At 63.5% G+C, this 20139-nt stretch carries 24 protein-coding genes; 7 read left to right on the top strand and 17 right to left on the bottom strand.

Annotated elements, in window-relative coordinates; genetic code table 11:
- Positions 1-78: 78 nt before the first annotated feature.
- From ACMV8A_RS13660 to ACMV8A_RS13625, 8 genes are all read right to left on the bottom strand, one after another.
- On the bottom strand, positions 79-1428 hold the full coding sequence (locus ACMV8A_RS13660) for a M48 family metalloprotease (protein WP_495326429.1): 1350 nt from the start codon (positions 1426-1428) through the stop codon (positions 79-81).
- Positions 1429-1498: 70 nt separating this feature from the next.
- Positions 1499-1963, bottom strand: coding sequence for a ribosomal protein S18-alanine N-acetyltransferase (gene rimI, locus ACMV8A_RS13655; RefSeq protein ID WP_495326428.1), 465 nt, complete (start codon positions 1961-1963; stop codon positions 1499-1501).
- The gene (locus ACMV8A_RS13650) at positions 1960-2694 is read right to left on the bottom strand and encodes a uracil-DNA glycosylase (RefSeq protein WP_495326427.1); all 735 of its coding nucleotides are present in this window, start codon (positions 2692-2694) and stop codon (positions 1960-1962) included. Before ACMV8A_RS13650 ends, rimI begins: the two co-directional genes overlap by 4 nt.
- 4 nt (positions 2695-2698) lie before the next feature.
- A complete protein-coding gene (locus ACMV8A_RS13645; protein ID WP_495326426.1) occupies positions 2699-4249 on the bottom strand; it encodes a 2-isopropylmalate synthase in 1551 nt (516 codons plus the stop codon).
- 136 nt (positions 4250-4385) lie between these two features.
- The gene (gene pssA, locus ACMV8A_RS13640) at positions 4386-5162 is read right to left on the bottom strand and encodes a CDP-diacylglycerol--serine O-phosphatidyltransferase (RefSeq protein ID WP_495326425.1); all 777 of its coding nucleotides are present in this window, start codon (positions 5160-5162) and stop codon (positions 4386-4388) included.
- Between the two features lie 210 nt (positions 5163-5372).
- Entirely contained in the window at positions 5373-6389 is a 1017-nt protein-coding gene (gene ilvC, locus ACMV8A_RS13635) for a ketol-acid reductoisomerase (RefSeq protein ID WP_495326424.1), read from the bottom strand.
- 114 nt (positions 6390-6503) lie between these two features.
- A complete protein-coding gene (gene ilvN, locus ACMV8A_RS13630; RefSeq protein ID WP_495326423.1) occupies positions 6504-6998 on the bottom strand; it encodes an acetolactate synthase small subunit in 495 nt (164 codons plus the stop codon).
- Between the two features lie 3 nt (positions 6999-7001).
- On the bottom strand, positions 7002-8699 hold the full coding sequence (locus ACMV8A_RS13625; RefSeq protein WP_495326422.1) for an acetolactate synthase 3 catalytic subunit: 1698 nt from the start codon (positions 8697-8699) through the stop codon (positions 7002-7004).
- A 204-nt stretch (positions 8700-8903) separates the two neighbouring features.
- On the opposite strand from ACMV8A_RS13625, the gene ACMV8A_RS13620 reads away from it, so the two are divergent.
- The 4 genes from ACMV8A_RS13620 to ACMV8A_RS13605 all read left to right on the top strand — a co-directional run bounded on the left by ACMV8A_RS13620 (position 8904) and on the right by ACMV8A_RS13605 (position 12045).
- Positions 8904-9347: a DUF4124 domain-containing protein gene (locus ACMV8A_RS13620; RefSeq protein ID WP_495326421.1), complete on the top strand. Its 444-nt coding sequence runs from the start codon at positions 8904-8906 to the stop codon at positions 9345-9347.
- Complete coding sequence (locus ACMV8A_RS13615) at positions 9347-9691, top strand: phenylpyruvate tautomerase MIF-related protein (RefSeq protein WP_495326420.1); 345 nt, start codon at positions 9347-9349, stop codon at positions 9689-9691. Before ACMV8A_RS13620 ends, ACMV8A_RS13615 begins: the two co-directional genes overlap by 1 nt.
- 81 nt (positions 9692-9772) lie before the next feature.
- Positions 9773-11482 (top strand): proline--tRNA ligase, encoded by a 1710-nt coding sequence (locus ACMV8A_RS13610; RefSeq protein WP_495326419.1) that lies wholly within the window; start codon positions 9773-9775, stop codon positions 11480-11482.
- On the top strand, positions 11482-12045 hold the full coding sequence (locus ACMV8A_RS13605) for a lytic transglycosylase domain-containing protein (protein ID WP_495326418.1): 564 nt from the start codon (positions 11482-11484) through the stop codon (positions 12043-12045). The genes ACMV8A_RS13610 and ACMV8A_RS13605 overlap by 1 nt, the downstream gene beginning before the upstream one ends.
- Before the next feature lie 12 nt (positions 12046-12057).
- On the opposite strand, the gene ACMV8A_RS13600 is transcribed toward ACMV8A_RS13605, so the two are convergent.
- The 6 genes from ACMV8A_RS13600 to ACMV8A_RS13575 all read right to left on the bottom strand — a co-directional run bounded on the left by ACMV8A_RS13600 (position 12058) and on the right by ACMV8A_RS13575 (position 16251).
- Positions 12058-12324, bottom strand: coding sequence for an acylphosphatase (locus tag ACMV8A_RS13600; RefSeq protein WP_495326417.1), 267 nt, complete (start codon positions 12322-12324; stop codon positions 12058-12060).
- Positions 12324-13094 (bottom strand): efflux RND transporter periplasmic adaptor subunit, encoded by a 771-nt coding sequence (locus ACMV8A_RS13595; protein WP_495326416.1) that lies wholly within the window; start codon positions 13092-13094, stop codon positions 12324-12326. The genes ACMV8A_RS13600 and ACMV8A_RS13595 overlap by 1 nt, the downstream gene beginning before the upstream one ends.
- A gap of 13 nt (positions 13095-13107) precedes the next feature.
- Positions 13108-14421, bottom strand: a complete 1314-nt coding sequence (locus ACMV8A_RS13590; protein ID WP_495326415.1) for a TolC family protein — start codon at positions 14419-14421, stop codon at positions 13108-13110.
- Between the two features lie 15 nt (positions 14422-14436).
- Positions 14437-14961, bottom strand: a complete 525-nt coding sequence (locus tag ACMV8A_RS13585; protein WP_495326414.1) for a thioredoxin family protein — start codon at positions 14959-14961, stop codon at positions 14437-14439.
- 29 nt (positions 14962-14990) lie between these two features.
- The gene (locus ACMV8A_RS13580; protein ID WP_495326413.1) at positions 14991-15446 is read right to left on the bottom strand and encodes a peroxiredoxin family protein; all 456 of its coding nucleotides are present in this window, start codon (positions 15444-15446) and stop codon (positions 14991-14993) included.
- 178 nt (positions 15447-15624) lie between these two features.
- Positions 15625-16251: a LysM peptidoglycan-binding domain-containing protein gene (locus ACMV8A_RS13575; RefSeq protein WP_495326412.1), complete on the bottom strand. Its 627-nt coding sequence runs from the start codon at positions 16249-16251 to the stop codon at positions 15625-15627.
- A gap of 234 nt (positions 16252-16485) precedes the next feature.
- Between ACMV8A_RS13575 and arsC the strand changes: the two genes are divergently transcribed.
- The 3 genes from arsC to ACMV8A_RS13560 are packed head-to-tail and all read left to right on the top strand — an operon-like array spanning position 16486 to position 17828.
- A complete protein-coding gene (gene arsC, locus ACMV8A_RS13570; protein WP_495326411.1) occupies positions 16486-16833 on the top strand; it encodes an arsenate reductase (glutaredoxin) in 348 nt (115 codons plus the stop codon).
- A gap of 3 nt (positions 16834-16836) precedes the next feature.
- Positions 16837-17457: an NAD(P)H:quinone oxidoreductase gene (gene wrbA / locus ACMV8A_RS13565; protein WP_495326410.1), complete on the top strand. Its 621-nt coding sequence runs from the start codon at positions 16837-16839 to the stop codon at positions 17455-17457.
- The gene (locus tag ACMV8A_RS13560) at positions 17454-17828 is read left to right on the top strand and encodes a DUF2069 domain-containing protein (protein WP_495326409.1); all 375 of its coding nucleotides are present in this window, start codon (positions 17454-17456) and stop codon (positions 17826-17828) included. Before wrbA ends, ACMV8A_RS13560 begins: the two co-directional genes overlap by 4 nt.
- A gap of 13 nt (positions 17829-17841) precedes the next feature.
- Here ACMV8A_RS13560 and hda read toward each other — a convergent pair whose 3' ends face one another.
- The 3 genes from hda to ACMV8A_RS13545 are packed head-to-tail and all read right to left on the bottom strand — an operon-like array spanning position 17842 to position 20133.
- The gene (hda, locus tag ACMV8A_RS13555) at positions 17842-18519 is read right to left on the bottom strand and encodes a DnaA regulatory inactivator Hda (protein WP_495326408.1); all 678 of its coding nucleotides are present in this window, start codon (positions 18517-18519) and stop codon (positions 17842-17844) included.
- A 1-nt stretch (position 18520) separates the two neighbouring features.
- Positions 18521-19582, bottom strand: coding sequence for an AI-2E family transporter (locus ACMV8A_RS13550; protein WP_495326407.1), 1062 nt, complete (start codon positions 19580-19582; stop codon positions 18521-18523).
- Positions 19579-20133, bottom strand: coding sequence for a CDP-alcohol phosphatidyltransferase family protein (locus ACMV8A_RS13545; protein ID WP_495326406.1), 555 nt, complete (start codon positions 20131-20133; stop codon positions 19579-19581). The genes ACMV8A_RS13550 and ACMV8A_RS13545 overlap by 4 nt, the downstream gene beginning before the upstream one ends.
- Between the last annotated feature and the right edge of the window lie 6 nt (positions 20134-20139).

Raw genomic sequence — 20139 nt, 5'->3', positions numbered from 1 at the left:
CCCGCGAGAGGCGCTTACTGTGAAGACAGTACCGATGGCCGCGAGTTCCCTCCGCCCTGGCAAGATTGCGGCGCTGTGTCAGCGCACGTAACCCCAGTTCTTGAGGCGGGAGTAGGAATACTGTGCGGCCTCCCCCTGCTGCACCATGTTCAGATAGGCGCGATACTGCGCGGCGGCGCGCGACTGATCGCCCATGCCCTCCAACGCCACGCCCTTGAGGAAGACCACGCCGGCATCGCCCGGCAGCAGGCGGTCGAAACGGTCCAGTGATTCGTAGGCCGCCCCCGGTTCGCGCATGCTCAGGGACAACACACCAAGCAGTTTGTGCGCCTGCGCCTCCTGCGGGTAGATCTCCTTGGCCTTGCTGGCGTACTCCCGCGCCTCCTGATTCTTCTTCTGTGCCTGCAGACACTGCGCCATGCGCAGGTTGGCTGGATAATCATCCGGCGTGCGCTTCAGCGCCGACTGGAACTTCTCCTCCGCCTTTTTGTAATCCTTGGCGGCCAGGGCGGTTTCGCCCTGCTTGCAGTCGTCGATGGTGGGTTTGATCTTGCGCAGGCTGGCCGTGTTGTCCATGAAGCGCTCGCGCTGCGGGCTGGCCCCCTTGCTGGCGCCATAGCGGGTCTCCGCCAGCTGGCGTGCGGTTTCGCGCCGCTCGGTGCTCATGGGATGGGTGGAGAACATGGTCTCCAGCATGCTGGGCGTATGCTTTTCCTGATCCACCAGCAGCTGATGCAGGCGCACCATGCCATCGGCCGGATAGCCGCTGCGCACCATGTATTCCTGCCCCAGCGCATCGGCCTCGCGTTCGTTGTCACGCGAATAACTGGCCAGCAGGGCGCTGGCGCCGATCATACCGCCAAGGCCGGCCACGGCACCCCATTGCGAATCCCGCGCCGCGACATTGATACCGACCACCGCCGCCTGCGCCACCATGGCCTGGCCCTGGCGCTGCGCGGCGTGGCGCGCGTTGACGTGCCCCACCTCATGCCCCAGCAAGGCCGCCAGCTCGGCCTCGTCATCCAGTTCGGTGAGGATGCCGCGGGTGACACCCATGGCGCCGCCAGGGAAGGTATAGGCGTTGATGTAATTGGCATTGAGCACCCGGTAGGAATACGGCATCTGCGGCCGGTGACTGCGCTCATGGATGCTGCGGCCGATGCCGCTGACGTAGTCGTTGACGGCGCCGTCCTGGATCGCGCCCATGTCCTGGGAAAACTGATGCGGCGACACCTGCGCATCGATCTCCCGTTCCTGCGCCTCGCTCATGCCGACCAGAATGGTCTTGCCGGTCACCGGCGAAGTGGCACAACCCTGCAACGAGACGCCCGCCGCACTCAGGGTGCTGGCGCTGAGCAACCACAAGGCCTGACGCCGGGTAACGCGATTGAGGCGCAGGCTTCTGGCCAGGTCGTCACTGAAACTCATGATCGCTACCTCCCTCTTCAAAACGCATTCAGCGCAAGAACGCCATGCCTCCTTGCGCAACCATCCTTCCCTACAGCGCCAGCGCCATGATCAGCGCATCCTCACGTCCGCGCGCCGCCGGGTAGTAGTCGCGGCGCAGGCCGGCCTGATTGAAGCCCATCGATTCGTACAGGTGGACCGCGGCGCGATTGGACGGCCGCACCTCGAGAAAGACAGTATCGGCACCGCGACTACGCGCCGTGTCGAGCAGATGGGCCATCAGTTCGCGCCCCAGGCCGCGGCCCTGGAAATCCGGATGCACGGAGATATTGAGGACATGGGCCTCGCCCGCGCCCACCGACAGGATGGCGTAGCCAATCACCTGCGTATCCGTCTCGTACACCCAGCAACTATAGCGGGCACGCAGGCAGTCGCGCATGATGCCCTCGGTCCACGGGTAAGGATAGTTGAGCAGCTCCACCACCATCACGCCGGGCACGTCTTCCTCGTGCATGGGACGCAGGCGCGGCACGGCATCGTTCAGCACCGCACTCATGTGCCGGCCCCCTGTTGCACGGTGGCTACGGCCAGGCGCAGATCGTCCCAGGCCTTGCGCTTCTCGCCCGGCGAACGCAACAGATAGGCCGGATGATAGGTGACCACCAGCGGGATAGCGCCGTAACGATGCACTTGGCCGCGCAGCTTGCCGATGGGGGTGTCGGTCTTGAGCAGATTCTGCGCCGCGATGCGCCCCACCACCAGGATCAGGCGCGGCTGAATCAGCGCAATCTGCCGCTGCAGATACGGTTCACAGTGGGCGGCCTCATCGGCCCTGGGATCACGGTTATTGGGTGGCCGGCACTTGAGCACGTTGGCGATGTACACCTGCTCGCGCCTAAGGCCGATGGCTAGCAGCATGGCGTTGAGCAATTGCCCGGCACGGCCGACGAAGGGTTCGCCCTGGGCATCCTCATCGGCCCCCGGCGCCTCGCCGATCACCAGCCACTGCGCCTGGCGGTCGCCGACGCCGAATACGGTCTGGGTGCGCGAGGCGGCCAGTTCACTGCACAAGGTACAGGTCTGCACCCGTTGTTGCAGCGCAGCCCAGTCGAGCGCGGCGATGTCATTCGGCAGCGCCGAGGGCAAATTTTGCGCTGCGGGTGGCGATGCCTGTGGCACGGGTTGTTCTTCACCACCCGTTTCACGACCTTCGTCCCGCGTGGGAGCGCGCCTCTCCCAGGCCTGGATGCCCATGGCATCGAGATATTGCAGGCGCCGCGTATCCATGACGTCAGACGGTCGGCACCTGCGGATGGGCGCGTTCCTGCGGCGCCATGATCTTGTTCAGCGCGTTGAGATAGGCCTTGGCCGAGGCGATGACGATGTCGGTGTCCGCGCCCTGGCCGTTGACGATGCGGCCACCCTTCTCCAGACGCACGGTGACCTCACCCTGGGCATCGGTACCGCTGGTGATGTTGTTGACCGAATACAGTTGCAGGGTGGTGCCACTGTTGATCACGCTCTCGATGGCCTTGAAGGTGGCATCCACCGGACCGCCACCCTGTGCGCACAGCTTCTGCTCCTCGCCATCCACCGCCAGGGTGACACAGGCCTCGGGGGTCTCGCCGGTCTCGCAACAGACATGCAGATAGACCAGCTTGATGCGTTCGTTGATGTCGCTCTCGGTAGCGGTCTCGGTCACTAAGGCCTGCAGATCCTCATCGAAGATTTCGTGCTTCTTGTCGGCCAGCTCCTTGAAGCGGGCAAAGGCCGCGTTGAGCGCCTCGTCCGACTCGAACTCGATGCCCAGCTCGCCCAGGCGGCTCTTGAAGGCGTTGCGGCCCGAGTGCTTGCCCAGCACCATACGGTTGGCGCTCCAGCCCACGTCTTCGGCGCGCATGATCTCGTAGGTCTCACGGTGCTTGAGCACGCCGTCCTGATGGATGCCCGATTCGTGGGCGAAGGCATTGGCACCGACGATGGCCTTGTTGGGCTGCACAGCGAAGCCAGTGATACTGGCAACCAGACGCGAGGTGGGCACGATCTGGGTGGTGTCGATGTGTTCCACCTGACAGGGGAATACGTCCTGGCGAGTGCGCACTGCCATCACGATCTCTTCCAGCGCCGCATTGCCGGCGCGTTCGCCCAGACCGTTGATGGTGCACTCCACCTGGCGCGCGCCATTCATCACCGAGGCCAGCGAATTGGCCACGGCAAGGCCGAGGTCGTTGTGGCAGTGCACCGAGAACACCGCCTGGTCGGCATTGGGCGTACCCTCGATGGCCTTACGCACCAATTCGCCGAACTGGTGTGGCACGTTGTAGCCCACGGTGTCGGGGATATTGATGGTGCGCGCGCCGGCCTTGATCACCGCCTCGAAGATGCGGTTGAGGAAGGCGATGTCGGAACGGCCGGCGTCCTCGGCGGAGAACTCCACATCATCGGTGAACTGACGTGCGCGCTTGACCGCGTGCACCGCCTGTTCCACCACCTGATCCGGCGTCATGCGCAGCTTGCGTTCCATGTGGATGGGCGAGGTGGCAATGAAGGTATGGATGCGGCCGGAGGCGGCGTCCTGCAGCGCCTCGCCGGCGCGATCGATGTCCTTGTCCAGGGCGCGCGCCAGCGAACACACCGTGCTGTCCTTCACCGCCCGGGCCACCGCCTGCACCGACTCGAAATCGCCCTGGCTGGCAATGGCGAAACCGGCCTCGATGACGTTGACACCCATGCGCTCCAGCGCCTTGGCGATGCGCACCTTCTCATCGCGCGTCATGGAGGCGCCGGGGCTCTGCTCACCGTCGCGCAGGGTGGTGTCAAAAATGATCAGGGAGTCTTTCATCTAAAAACCTCAATCCAGTCCGCAAATGAACGCCCATGTACGCAATAAACACCCGTCGGGGACCATTGGCTCATATTCGCCTCACCCGCAATATTTGCGTCCACTCGCGTTCATTCGCGGACCCCGTTTTGAAGGGTCAAATATCGGCCGGCGGCGTCCCGGCACTGCCATCATCGCCCTGGCGCTCGCGGCGCTTGCGCTGCAACAGATAGACCGTCATCGCCGGCCCGGACAGGGCGTAGAGCAGGAAACCGAAGAACAGTACCTTGGGCGGATCGATGGTGATGGTGACGTAGACCAGTACCACCACGAGGATGGCGACGAAGGGCACCTTGCCGCGCAGGTCCAGCCCCTTGAAGCTGTGATAACGGATGTTGCTCACCATCAGCAGGCCAGCGGCCAGGGTCAGCACGAAGGCCATCCAGCGCATGGTCTCGCCGTCAATCCCCAGATCGTGACTGACCCACACCAGACCGGCGACGATGGCTGCGGCTGCGGGACTGGCCAGCCCTTGGAAATAACGTTTGTCGGCGACATGCACCTGGGTGTTGAAGCGGGCCAGGCGCAGGGCGGCGGCGGCGGCATAGATAAAGGCAGCCAGCCAACCCAACTTGCCCAGATGTTCCAGTGACCAGGCGTAGACCACCAGGGCCGGCGCCAGACCGAAGGAGACCATATCGGACAAGCTGTCATACTCGGCACCGAAGGCGCTCTGAGTGTTGGTCATGCGCGCCACGCGGCCGTCGATGCCATCCAGCACCATGGCGATGTAGATCGCCACCGGCGCCGCCACATACTGCCCGTTCATCGCCGCCACGATGGCGTAAAAGCCGGCGAACAGGGCAGCGGTGGTGAACAGGTTGGGCAGCAGATAGATGCCGCGCGGGCGTTTGGGCTTGATTTCGTCTGTCATGGTTTTCCTCGCAGGGACACAGTTTAACCCGAACATTTCCCAATTGCGCACAATTGGGCGGCGCCCGGACCTGTGCCTCCAAAAGCGGTCACTCAAGCGCGCCGCTCTCGGCCATCCTTGGCCTCCGCGGCATAAGTCCATCCCTGGACAAAAAAACGGCCGACTCCCTCGCGGGAGCCGGCCGTCGGTTACGGCTGGATGACCAGAATCCTAGTTCTTGGTCTTGTCCACCAGCTTGTTGGCAGCGATCCAGGGCATCATCGAGCGCAGCTTCTCGCCCACCACCTCGATCTGGTGCGCGGCATTGTTGCGGCGCCAGGCGGTCATTTCGGGGTAGTTGCTCATGCCCTCCAGGATGAAGCGCTTGGCGTAGCTGCCGTTCTGGATGTTCTCCAGCGCCTCGCGCATGGCCCAGCGCGACTCCTCGTTGATTACCTTCGGACCAGTCACGTACTCGCCATACTCCGCGTTGTTGGAAATGGAGTAGTTCATGTTGGCGATACCGCCTTCGTACATCAGGTCGACGATCAGCTTCAGCTCGTGCAGACACTCGAAGTAGGCCATCTCCGGGGCATAACCGGCTTCCACCAGGGTCTCGAAACCGGCCTTGACCAGTTCCACGGCGCCGCCGCACAGCACGGCCTGCTCGCCGAACAGGTCGGTCTCGGTCTCGTCCTTGAAGGTGGTCTCGATGATACCGGTGCGGCCGCCGCCGACGCCGGCGGCGTAGGACAGGGCAGTCTGCTTGGCCTTGCCGGAGGCATCCTGAAACACGGCGATCAGGTCAGGGATACCGCCGCCCTTGACGAACTCGGAGCGCACGGTATGGCCCGGGGCCTTGGGGGCGATCATGATCACGTCCAGGTCGGCGCGCGGCACGATCTGGTTGTAGTGGATGGAGAAACCGTGGGCGAAGGCCAGGGTGGCGCCCTTCTTCAGGTTCGGCTCCACCTCGTCCTTGTACAGCTTGGACTGGAACTCGTCCGGGGTCAGGATCATCACCAGATCGGCGCTGGCGACCGCCTCGGGCACGCTCTTGACCTTGAGGCCGGCGGCCTCGGCCTTCTTGGCCGAGCCGGAACCGGGACGCAGGGCGACGGTCACGTCGACACCGGAGTCCTTCAGGTTGTTGGCATGGGCATGGCCCTGGGAACCGTAACCAACGATGGTCACTTTCTTGCCACGGATGATGGAGAGATCACAGTCTTTGTCATAGTAAATGTTCACAGCTTTGTTCCTTTCAGAGAGTTGCAAGCTTTGTAGGATGGGCGGAGCGCAGCACAACCCATCGGGGGTATAGGATGGGTTTCACTTCGTTCCACCCATCCTAGGTACTGGTTTTCAAATTCGCAGGGCCTTTTCACCACGCGGGATACCCATCACGCCGGAACGCACAGTCTCCAGGATCAGGCCCTTGTCCAGCGCCTGGATGAAGCCATCCAGCTTGGCGCTGTCGCCGGTCACCTCAATGGTATAGGTGGTGTCGGTGACGTCGATGATACGGGCACGGAAGATGTCGGCCAGGCGTTTGACCTCATCGCGCTGTTCGCCGCCGGCGGCGCGCACCTTGATCAGCATCATCTCACGCTCGATGTGCGGCCCCTCGGTCAGGTCCATCAGCTTGACCACGTCGATGAGCTTGTTCAGCTGCTTGGTGATCTGCTCGATGATGTCGTCGGAACCACGTGTCACCAGGGTCATGCGCGACAGCGAGGCATCCTCGGTGGGCGCCACGGTAAGAGACTCGATGTTGTAACCGCGTGCGGAGAACAACCCGGCCACGCGCGACAGCGCACCGGCCTCGTTTTCAATCAGGATGGAAATGATGTGCCGCATCGCTTACACCAGGATCATTTCGTCCAGGCCGGCACCGGCCGGAACCATGGGATAAACATTTTCCGTCTGGTCGGTGAGGAAATTCATGAACACCAGACGGTTCTTGTGCTTGGTGAAGGCCTCCTTCAGGGCCGCCTCCACGTCTGCCGGCTTGTCGATCTGCATGCCGACATGGCCATAGGCCTCGGCCAGCTTCACAAAATCGGGCAGCGACTCCATGTAGGAGTGTGAATAGCGCCGGTCATAGAAGAACTCCTGCCACTGCCGCACCATGCCGAGGAAACGGTTGTTGAGGCAGATGATCTTGATGGGCAGGCCATACTGCAGGCAGGTGGACAGCTCCTGGATGTTCATCTGGATGGAGCCTTCACCGGTGACGCACACCACGTTGGCCTTGGGGTGGGCAAACTGCACGCCCATGGCCGCCGGCAGGCCGAAACCCATGGTGCCGAGGCCGCCGGAGTTGATCCAGCGGCGCGGCTTGTCGAAACGGTAGAACTGCGCCGTCCACATCTGGTGCTGCCCCACGTCGGAACAGACGAAGGCATCGCCCTTGGTGACCTTGTGCAGGGTCTCCAGCACGTACTGCGGCTTGATGAGTTCCGAGTTCTTGTCGTACTTGAGGCAGTCCTTGGCGCGCCACTCGTCGATCTGCTTCCACCACTTGGCCAGCGCGTCGCCATCGGGCGTGTCGCCGGACTCCTTGATCAGCTTGAGCATGTCCTTCAGCACCTGCTCGACGCTGCCGACGATGGGCACATCCACCTTCACGTTCTTGGAGATGGAGGACGGGTCGATGTCGATGTGGATGATCTTGGCGTGCGGGCAGAATTTCTGCACGTTGCCGGTGACGCGGTCGTCGAAGCGGGCGCCGATGGCCACCAGCACGTCGCAGTGCGACATGGCCATGTTGGCCTCATAGGTGCCGTGCATACCGAGCATGCCGACGAACTGCTTGTCGCTGGCCGGATAGCCGCCCAGACCCATGGAGGTATTGGTCACCGGATAACCTAGCAAGCGGGCGAATTCGATGAGCTGCTTGGAGGCATCATTGAGCACCACACCGCCGCCGGTGTAGAGCATCGGCCGCTTGGCGCCCAGGATCATCCCCACGGCGCGCTTGATCTGGCCGGTATGGCCTTTCACCACCGGGTTGTAGGAGCGCATCGACACCGTCTTCGGATAGGTGTACTTGGTACGGTTGGCGGTGACATCCTTGGGGATGTCCACCACCACCGGGCCGGGACGGCCGGTCTGGGCAATGTAAAAGGCCTTCTTCAGGGTAATCGCCAGGTCCTTCACATCCTTGACCAGAAAATTGTGCTTGACGCAGGGACGGGTGATGCCCACCGCGTCCACTTCCTGGAAGGCGTCATTGCCGATCAGGCTGGTGGGCACCTGGCCGGTCAACACCACCATCGGGATGGAGTCCATATACGCCGTGGCGATGCCGGTAACGGCATTGGTGGCGCCGGGGCCGGAGGTCACCAGCACCACGCCGGGCTTGCCGGTGGAACGGGCATAGCCGTCGGCGGCATGGGTTGCGGCCTGTTCGTGGCGGACCAGGATGTGCTTGACGGCATCCTGCTTGTACAGGGCGTCATAGATATGCAGGACGGCACCACCCGGGTAACCGAACAGATGTTCGACGCCCTCGTCTTGCAGAAAACGGACGACGATTTCGGCACCGGTCAGCTCCACCTCAGGAATCCCCCAGAAAAAAAGCCCGCAAAAACGGGCAGGTTACGAAAAGAATACGGTCAGAAGGTGGGAAGCTACTGAGATTCGCCGCCTAGGTCAAGAGCGGCGGGACTCTACGGCGCTTTCCCCTTGTCCGGCGCCGGGAAAAATCCATAATAGAGACCATGGCGTCAACACGGCGCCCCTCGACAGGACAAACTAGCCATGACCAAGGGAAGCTCATTCTGGGTGCTGCTGCTCGGCGCCGGCCTGCTGGCCGCCTCCGCCACCAGCCTTGCCGCCACCATGTACAAATGGACCGACAGCGAGGGCAACGTGCAATACACCCAGAGCCCACCGCCCAGGGGCGACTTCCAGAAAATGGCCCCGCCGCCCCCGCCGGCCACCCCGGCGCCGGAAACCGCGGCCCCACCGGCGGCCGAACCCACCCCAGCCAACGATGCCGCCACTCAGGAGGAAGCGGAGCGCAAGCGTCTGGAGGCGTCAGTGGCCAAGCACAACTGCGAGACTGCCCGCAAAAATCTGGAGATATACACCGCCTTCCGCCGCGTCATGAACGACAAGGGTGAGATCGTCACCCTGGGCGACGACGAGCGTGCTGCCAAGATCAAAGAAGCCAACGAGATGATTAAGAAGTACTGCCGCTGATGCCCTATCTGCTCATCAAGACCAACGTCACCCCTGCTGTCGGCGCCGTTCCTGCGCTGCTGCGCAGGGCGTCGCGGCTCGCTGCCCAGGCCCTGGGCAAGCCCGAGGACTACGTGATGGTGGCGCTGGAGCACTCCCAGCCCATGCTGTTCGCCGGCAGCGACGCCCCCCTCGCCTACCTGGAGTTGAAGAGCATCGGCCTGCCCCAGGAGCGCACCGGCGAACTGTCCGCCTTGCTCGCCGGTCTGCTGCACGAGGAACTGGGCCTCCCGCCCGCACGCATCTATATCGAATTCGCCGATGCCGCCGGCCCCTTGTGGGGCTGGAACGGCGCGACGTTTTAACCCCTTCTCGATTATCATAGGCAGCCCGGCGCCGTGCCCTCGGCGCATACCGCATTGTCATCAACGGAGAACAAGCTTTCCATGCGCGCATCCCGCACCCTGATCGCCACCGTCAAGGAAACCCCGGCGGACGCCGAGGTCATCAGCCACCAGCTCATGCTGCGCGCCGGTCTGATCCGCAAGCTGGCCGCCGGCCTCTACACCTGGCTGCCGCTGGGCCTGCGCGTGCTGCGCAACGTCGAGACCATCGTGCGCGAGGAGATGAATCGCTCTGGCGCCCAGGAGGTGCTGATGCCGGCGGTGCAGCCGGCGGAGCTGTGGCAGGAATCCGGCCGCTGGGACCAGATGGGCGAGGAGATGCTACGCCTGAAGGACCGCCACCAGCGCGACTTCTGCTTCGGCCCCACCCACGAAGAGATCATCACCGACCTGTGCCGCAACGAGCTGCGCTCCTACAAGCAGCTGCCAGCCAACTTCTACCAGATCCAGACCAAGTTCCGTGACGAGCGCCGGCCGCGCTTCGGCGTGATGCGCGCGCGCGAATTCCTCATGAAGGATGCCTACTCCTTCCATATCGACGAGGCTTCGCTGAGGGATACCTACCAGGTGATGCACGACACCTACTGCCGCATCTTCGACCGTCTCGGCCTGCAATACCGCCCGGTACTGGCCGACACCGGCGCCATCGGCGGCACCGGCTCGCACGAATTCCACGTCCTCGCCGATTCCGGCGAGGACGCCATCGCCTTTTCCGACCAAAGCGACTACGCCGCCAACGTGGAGATGGCCGAGGCCCTGGCGCCGAGCGGCAGCCGTCCGGCACCGTCCGAGGAACTGCGTCTGGTGGATACCCCCAAGGCCAGGACCATCGCCGAGCTGGTGGAGCAGTTCAACCAGCCCATCGAGCGCACGGTAAAGACCCTGGTGGTCTATGGCCGCGACGGTGGCCTGGTGGCCCTGCTGGTGCGCGGTGACCACGAACTGAACGCCATCAAGGCCGCCAAGCTGCCGCAGGTGGCCAGTCCCCTGGCCATGGCCAGCGAGGCCGACATCCGCGCCGCCGTCGGTGCCGGTCCCGGTTCCCTCGGCCCGGTGAAATTGCCCATGGCCATCATCGCCGATCGCGCCGTGGCACAGTTGGCCGACTTCTCTGCCGGCGCCAACACCGACGGCAAGCATTGGTTCGGCATCAACTGGGAGCGCGACCTGCCGCTGCCGCAGGTGGCCGACATCCGCAACGTAGTGGAGGGCGACCCCAGTCCGGACGGCAAGGGCACGCTGCAGATCAAACGCGGCATCGAGGTGGGCCACATCTTCCAATTGGGCAAGAAATATTCCGAGGCGATGAAGGCGGCGGTGCTGGATGAGAGCGGCAAGGCCGTCACCCTGACCATGGGCTGCTATGGCATCGGCGTGTCGCGCGTAGTGGCCGCCGCCATCGAGCAGAACCACGACGAGCGCGGCATCATCTGGCCCGACGCCATCGCCCCCTTCCACCTCGCTCTGGTGCCCATCGGCATGCACAAGTCGGAGCGCCTGGCGGCAGCAGCGGAAAAATTGTATGAGGAATTGCAGGCCACCGGCTTCGCCGTGCTGTTCGACGATCGCAAGGAACGCCCCGGCGTGATCTTCGCCGACCTCGATCTGCTCGGTATCCCGCACCGTCTGGTGCTGTCCGAACGCGGACTCGACGCCGGCAGCATCGAATACAAGGGCCGCCGCGACGCCGAGGCAGAGGACGTGGCCCTGGCCGGCCTGGCTGACTTCCTACGCGGCAAGATCACCCGCTGATGAGAATCTGGCGTGCCATTGGACTGACCCTGCTGCTGGCAGCGGCATCAGTCCATGGTTCGCCGCAACAACTGGACGAGGAACTGCGCCTGCGCCTGGCACTGGCCATGGCCGACGAGGGCAGCGCAGAGGATCGCTTCGAGGCCGAGGTATGGCTGACCGACATGTCGACGCGACTGGCCGCTCGCGTACCGGATCAGAAGGAGCGACTCAACCTGCTGCGCCAGGTCTACCTGGAGGCCCGCCGTGCCGACCTGCCGCCGGAACTGGTGCTGGCGGTGATTCAGGTGGAAAGCAACTTCGACCGCTTCGCCATCTCCTCGGCGGGTGCGCAGGGGTTGATGCAGATCATGCCTTTCTGGCTCGATGAAATCGGCCGTCCCGATGACAACCTGTTTCACGTCCACACCAGCCTGCGCATGGGCTGCACCATCCTGCGCTACTATCTGGACAAGGAGCGCGGCGACCTCACCCGCGCCCTGGCCCGCTACAACGGCAGTCTGGGCAGCGCCAAATACCCGCAGCGCATCTACACCGCCCTGCGCACGCGCTGGTACAAATAACGGAAAACGTTGCTAGGCGGTGGTGAAATCAGCCGGCGCCAGATCCGCCGCCACCTCACAACACACATCAGTCACCGCGGCAGCGGGCGGCCCCTGCCACAACCAGTCTCTCAACTGTCGCAGCGCCGCCTCATCGCCGCAGGCCAGCACCTCGACGCGACCATCGGGAAGATTGCGCGCGTAACCGGTGATGCCGAGCGCACGTGCCTGGCGCTGGGTGGAGCCACGGTACCACACCCCCTGCACCCGGCCGGCGACATGGCAACGCAGACATCTCATCAGGGCAGCACGACCACCGCACTCTGCCCGGCGCGCAGGCGCTCGCTGCGGGGATAGTCGAACAGTACGTCAGCCTCATACTTGGCCACACCGCCGGCGGCGATCACCGGTTCCATGCCCAGACGCTGTACCGTGCCACGGAAAGTCTTGCCACCGGCACGCACCTGCGCCTCCATGCCCTTGCGCAAGGCAGCCAACTCCTGTTCCCCCACCTCGATACGCGCCAGCATGCGGCCGGTCTCAGCCAGCACCAACAGCGGCACGCTCTGCATGCGCGTCACCACCGTCTGCCCCACCTCGGCACTGCGCTCCAACACCACACCGTCAAAGGGCGCCTGCACGCGACTGTACTCCAGTTCCAGCCGCGCCAGGGTGCGTTCGGCCTCCGCTGCCTGCAGTTCCGCCTCGGCATTGCTGAGGGCGATCTTGGCGAGCTGTAATTCATGATCAGACAACAGAGTACGCTCATACATCTCGGTGGTACGTTCCAGCTCGCGCCGGGCCTCGTCGCGCGCCTCCTTACCGGTCTGTACCCGCGCCTCCGCCTTTTTCACCAAGGCATTGAAACCACGCGCGTCCAAATTGAGCAGCGGCTGCCCCTTCTGCACTTCGTCACCGCTGTTCACCGCCACCTGACTGATCACGCCCGACACCGGCGTGCTCAACTCGACCCGTCGTACCCATTGCAGACTGCCGGTCACTTCCGCCGCCTGCAGCACACCGGTGACACCCAGCATGCACAGCACTACCATCCCACGCATCGTCTTCATCGTCGTTTCAACCTTATTGTTGTGCCGCTTCCGCTTCTGCCGGCAGCGCACCGCCGGTCAGTGCATCCATCCGCTCCCAGGCCAGCGCCGTGGCAAAGCGGACATTGGCCTCATCCAGTTGTGCTTCGCTCAGGCGTACCATGGCATCCCCCAGGTCCGCCTTGACTTCCATTTCGTACATGACACGGCTGCGATCCAGATAAAGGTCGCGGAAATTGAGCTGGGTCGCGGCGCGGTCACGCTCGATGCGCAGCATATTCAGCTCAGTCCACTGTTCCAACACGGTCTGGCGCAAGCTACGCTCTGTTTCGGTCAACTGGGCCTGTACGCGGTACAGTTCGGCCTGCTGACGCGCGACCGCCGAATTGGTCGTGCCACCATCATACAGCGGCACCTCCAGGTAGAGGCTGGCACGCATCTTGTCGTTGGAACCCATGGAGCGGCTGTATTCCGATGCCTCCAGTTCACCGCTGAGGCGCGGGCGGCGCCCGGCGTAGGCGGCATCCAGTCGCTGCTGGGCCGCCTCCACCCGCTTGCGCAAGGCCTGCACCCGCGGATTGTCTGCCAGTGCCTTGGCCAACAGCAATTCATAATCGGGCAACGTTCGCTGCAACTGTGGCAGTTCAGGACGTACCAAATTGGCGGGCAGCATGCCGGGACGGTTCAGTGCAATGGCCAACTGCGCCCGCGCCACGCGCATGCGCCCTTCACTGGCGAAACGGTTGCGCCGCGTCTGCTGGTAATCGCTTTCCATCGTCAGGATGTCCAGATCGGATACCTGTCCCAACTCGTGGCGGGTACGCAACCGATCCAGGGTCACATAGGCGACAGCCATGGCTTCATCGTCACGGGCAAACTCCAGATCGGCACGCAGCACATCGAAATAACGCCGCATGATCTCCATGCGGCGTTGCTGCGCACTGTCGACATAAAACTGCTCGCGCCCCGCCAGCTCGGCCTGGGCAGCCGCCTGTTGCGCGCTGCTGCGGCCGAAATCATACAGATTCTTGCGCGCCAGCAGGCTGACCTTGTGGTCATCACGGGACTTGTCCACCGTATTGTCGGCCGGCTCGACCCAGCGTGCGCGGCCTTCGATCCAGACATTGACGCCGTCCCGCGCCTCCGCCTCCAGCACGCCGGCGCGCGCCAGGTCCACCTCGGCCTGAGCCTGTTGCAGGCTGGGATCGGCCTCTTCGGCCAGGGCCAGGGCCTGCTCCAAGGTCAGTGGATCCGGCAACGGTTCTGCGGCGCGTACGCTGGGAACTGCGCACGCCAAGGAAAAACACAGCACCGCACCATAGGCGGCGATACGATCAAACATGGGCATGGGCAGTATTTCTTGTTATTTGAGATGTTCGCGTTTGTAGTTGGTGAACTTCTGAGTTTTATATGCGCCTTCCGCAATGAATTTCCCCATCAACAGGAACTCTTCGATACCGGAGGTACGGCCGGTATGGCGGAAGAGTTCCTTGCCATTCAGATCATAGAAGGCGATGACCGGAGTGGCGCGCACCCGCGCCGCCTTGGCAAACTCCTTCTGGCTGGTGTGATTGCCGCTGAAGTCGGTAATTTCGATGTCCCCACCGATATCGACCATGAAGTTGAGGAAATGCTCGCGGTAGTAGTCCTGCACTGTGGGCTGATTCAAGACATTCTGCTTCATGTAATGGCAGAACGGGCATTCATCCATCTCATAAAATACCAGCACGCCCTTTTTGTCCTGCTCACGCGCCTGCTCCAGTTCCTCGGCAAAATTGCCAAAGGTTTCATTGAAGAAATGGGTCAAGGGATCGCGCCCGCCAGCCGCCGATGCCAAGGTCACGGGCAACAACGTCAATAGGCACAGAACCATCCAAAAGCGCCGCATGCTGATCTCCTCCAATACCACTACCTTGGTTATTTGCTGTTATTGATAAACGTCTCGATACCCGCCGCCGTGATGCCGCCGACCTGGCGTGCCACCAATCGGCCATCGGGAGCCACCAGATAGGTGGTGGGCAATCCCCGCACCGGCCCTACGGTATCCATCGTAGGGGAACCCGGCAAGACCGGATAGGACACAAAATTCTCCTCGACAAACTGGCGCAGCTTGTCGGCCGTCACCGTCTCCATATTCACACCGAGCACCACCGCATCGCGGTCCTTGTGACGGTCGTGAAAATCCACCAGTTCGGGGATTTCCTCCAGACAGGGAGGACACCACGTCGCCCAGTAATTGACCACCACCCACTTGCCGCGGTAATCGGACAGGCGATGCTGCTTGCCGTCGATATCCAGCAGGGTAAAGTCGGGGTTGGCCACGGCACTCCCCACCAACAGCAGCAATACAAGCAGTAAACCGGTGCGTGACACGCGATGGACTCCTTCAACGATATGGTTGCAGTGGGTGCCAAACTTATTCCCACACCGTCAGCGACAGTGTAGACAGCCAACGGCGCCCCCTGTTCCCATCCTGTCTTATGTCATTTTTCCTATATAAAAACGAAGAGCCCCTTGCGGGGCTCTCCGGTTTTCTACATGACTGCTCGGCTTACTTGGCGAGATAGGCCTTGTCGGACTCTTCCACCACGCCCAGCGACCAAGCGCCACGGGTCTTGGCGTGCTTCACGGCAGCGGCAACATCAGCACTGGAAGCAGCTCGGTTGATGGCGAACACCTGACCCGGGTAAATCAGATCGGCATCCTTGATCTTGTCGCGGTTGGCCTTGTAAATCAGCGGCCACTGGTAGGGGTTGCCATAGATTTCCTTCTTGCTGGAGATGCGCCACAGGCTGTCACCACGCACTACCTTGTAGCTGTCAGCACCGGCAGCGGCACCCATGCGGGCCAGTTCGGCTTCGCGCTGGGCCTGGGCGGCCTCGGCCTGGCTGCGGGCCTGCTTGGCCAGGCTGATGGCCTTGGTGCAATCGCCAGCCTTGAGGGCATCCTCAGCCTGCTTGAGCAGGCCTTCGGTATCGCGCCAGATGGCGCCGGCAGCAGCAGCCTTTTCGGCGGCCAGCTTGGCTTCATTGATGGCATTCTGCGCGTCCAGGCAGGCGGTATCCTGCACGACCGGTTGCGCTGCTGCCTCTTCCTTCGGGGCACTGGCGCAGCCGACGGCAACCGTCAGCACCAGAGCGGCAAGACCGGAGTACTTCAACATGTTCTTGATTTTCATATCCATGGCTCCATGCGTATTGATTGTGCTTTCCCATACAGGAAAGGCGGCAAGCGTTCCCACAAGCTAACACCCCAACAAAAAGGGTGTCAAGTAACAGGTGCGGTATTATCAGGCAGTAACACTGTGGCGTTGTGTTAGTGGGGTCACAGAATACCCATGCTGCCCGTCCGTGGCCCAGCGCGACGACTGCCGTTAGAATGCGACCACTCTGGAAAAGTATAGATACACGTCATGACGATAACCATTTATCACAACCCCCGCTGCTCCAAGTCGCGCCAGACCCTGCAACTGCTTACTGAACACGGCATGGAGCCGGAGGTAATCAACTACCTCGACACGCCGCCGACCCATGCAGAACTGGAGCGCATCCTGCAGTCGCTCAAGCTGGAGCCACGGGAATTGATGCGACGGAAAGAAGATGAATACACCGAACTGGGCCTGGACAACCCCACGCTCAGCCGCGCCGCGCTCATCGATGCCATGGTGCAACACCCGCGCCTCATCGAACGCCCCATCGTGATCCGCGGCAGGCAGGCCGTCATCGGCCGCCCGCCGGAAAAAGTGTTGGAGATCCTCTGAGTCATGAATGAAATCCTGGTGCTCTACTACAGCCGCCACGGCGCGGTGGCGGACATGGCGCGGCACATCGCCCGCGGCATCGAAGAGGTCAGCGGTATGGAGGCGCGCCTGCGCACCGTGCCAGGGGTGTCGCCGGAATGCGCGGCGGTGGCGCCGGAAGTGCCTGCGGAAGGGGCGCCCTATGCGGAATTACGCGACCTGGAGGAATGTGTGGGTCTGGCCCTCGGCAGCCCCACCCATTTCGGCAACATGGCGGCGCCGCTCAAATACTTTATCGACCGCACCAGTCCGCTGTGGCTGTCCGGCAGCCTCATCGGCAAGCCGGCGGCGGTGTTCACCTCCACCGCCAGCTTGCACGGCGGTCAGGAAAGCACCCTGCTGTCCATGATGCTGCCGCTGCTGCATCACGGTATGGTGGTGCTCGGCATCCCCTACAGTGAAACCGAACTGCTGCACACCCGCGGCGGCGGCACCCCCTACGGCCCTACCCATCATGCAGGCGCCGACGGCAGCCTGCCGCTGAGCGAGGAGGAAAAGCGCCTGTGCCAGGCCCTGGGGCGGCGCCTCGCCGCCACCGCCAAGGCACAGCTGGAAGGCGGCAACATCCCGGCGCTGCGCCGATGAACCGTCTGTTGCTGGCGCGTACTGCCGCCCTCACCGGCTATTTCGGCCTCATCGCCCTGCTGCTGGCCTGGCAGTTGTGGCTGTCGCCTCCCGCCCTGCCCGTGGGCCTGGTGCTGCTGGTGTTGGTCGGGCCACTGCTGTTGCCGCTGCGTGGCCTCCTGCAGGGCCGGCCCAAGAGTCACTTCTGGGCCAGCCTGCTGGCGCTGCTGTATCTGCTGCACGGCGCCGGCGAGTTGTTCGCCACACCGCAGGACCGGCGGTTGGCGGTGATGGAGATCCTGCTGGCACTATGCCTATACGTAGGTGCGCTGGCCTATGTGCGCCTCAAGGGCGGGGTGATCCCGCGGCGGCCGCGCCACCCGGAGCCTTAGGCCGAACAGCGCCTCAGCTGATCAGCTCGCGCACGAAGGGGATGGTGAGACGGCGCTGGGCCGCCAGGGAGGCCTGATCCAGCCGTTCCAGCAGTTCGAACAGGGCATGCATATCACGCGGGCAACGCCGCAACAGGTAAGTGCCCACTTCCTCGTTCAACTCCATGCCGCGGGCCCGCGCGCGTAACTGCAGGGCCATCAGCTTGCCGGTGTCGTCGAGGGGCTGAAGCTGGAACACCGGTCCCCAGGCGAGCCGCGAGCGCAGGTCCGCCAGTTCGACGCCGAGGGCGGCCGGGCTGGCATCCGCCGCCGCGAGCAGGTGGCCGCCGGCATCACGCACCCGGTTGTAGAGGTGAAACAGCCCTTCTTCCCAAGCCGCGTTACCCGTCACCGCCTGCAGGTCGTCGAGACACACCAGCGACATCTGCTCCAGTCCATCCAGCAATTCGACACCGGCCCCGGCCAGTTCACCCAGGGGGAGATAGGCCGGATTGCCGCCGCGGGCGGTCGCGGCATGGCAGGCCGCCTGCAATAGGTGGCTGCGGCCACTGCCCCAACCACCCCACAGGTAAACGAACGGTTCCGCCCCCTGCTGCAACAGGTGCAGGGGAGCGGCGTTAGCGCCAACGAGGAAATTGCCGAAGGTGGCGCTATCGCGCAGACCGATGCGCAGGGTCAGTTGCCGTTCCACATCAGCCCCGGTTGGCCGCCGAATAGAGCCGGCTGTCCAGGTAATGCTGGTGGGCATAGCGCAGCAGCACCACCACCACCGCCGCCACCGGCAGGGCCAGCAGGACACCGAGGAAGCCGAACAGCTGGCCGCCGGCCATCACCGCGAAGATCACCGCCACCGGATGCAGGCCGATGCGCTCGCCCAGCAGCCACGGGGTCAGCAGCACACTTTCCAGCACCTGCGCCACACCGAACACCAGCAGTACATACAGGAGAGGCAGCCACTCCTGAAATTGCAGCAGCGCAGCGACACCGGCGGCGGCGACGCCGACGATGAGGCCCAGATAAGGCACGAAACTGACCAGACCCGCCAGCATGCCGATGAGCAGGGCCAGGTCCAGCCCCACCAGCCACAGGCCGAGGGTGTAGATGACACCCAGCGCCAGCATCACCAGCAGCTGGCCGCGGAAAAACGCCCCCAGCACCTCGTCCACCGCGCGGATCAGCTTTACCGCCTCCGGCTCGATGCGTCGCGGCAGCAATTCGTGCAGCCGCGCCAGCAGCGCCGGCCAGTCGCGCAGCAGGTAGAAGGCAACCACCGGCACCAGCAGCAGATTGGCCAGCCAGCCGAGCAGGACCAGGCCGGAGCGGGACGCCGAGGCCAAGACCTGGGTCACCAGGCCGCCGGCGGACTGCCAATGCTCCGCCGCATAGCCCTTGAGGCTGCCCATATCCGGCGTCGCGGCCAGGCCGAAGCGCGTCTGCAGCCAGGGCAAGACCTGCTGTTGCAGCCAATCAAGGATGGCAGGCAGCTTGGCCATAAACAGCACGATCTGCCGTTCCAGCATCGGCACCAGCACCAGCAGCAACCACACCACCAGCAGCGCCAGTACCGCGAACACCACCACCACCGCCCAGGTGCGCGCCAGGCGCCAGCGCGCCAGTCGTTCCACCAGGGGATTGCCGATATAGGCCAGGATCGCCGCGGTGGCGAACGGCGCCAGCACCGGTGCCAGCGCATAGAACAACAGGGCAGTGGCCGCCGCTGCCGCCACCCATAACCATTTCTGCGATTCCGTCATCGTCCTTTGTCCCTTTCCGCCAGCGCACGCCGGCTCCACACCCACACATAGGCGCTGCCGCTGGCCAGGGTGGTGAGTCCCACCAGGTAGATCAGCCAGTGCAGCAGCGCCGGGGCCACGCCGCCATGCCACGACGCCCACAATACGGCCAGAACCAGCGCGATTTGCAGCGCCGTGTTCAGCTTGCTGACCAGCATGGGTTCCATCTCATACACACCGAACAGCCGGTAGTAGGCCAGCGCCCCGGCCACGATGATGCCATCGCGCAGCAGCACCATCGCCACCAGCCACCACGGCAGGGCCGCCAGCCAGCCCAATGCCAGATAGGTACACAGCATCAGCAGCTTGTCCGCCGCCGGGTCCAGGATCGCACCGAGCCGGCTGCGCCAGCCGTAGCGCTTGGCAAGAAAACCGTCCAATGCATCGGACACACCGGCCAGCACGAACAGCATCAGGGCGGCACCATGGCTGCCCCGTAGCAGCAGCCACAGAAACGGCAGAATCAGCAGTATGCGCAGACCGGTGATGAGGTTGGGCAGAAAGCGCAGCATGCCCGG

The organism is Sulfurivermis sp. (assembly GCF_059410345.1).
This window is presented reverse-complemented; position numbering and strand designations above follow the sequence as displayed.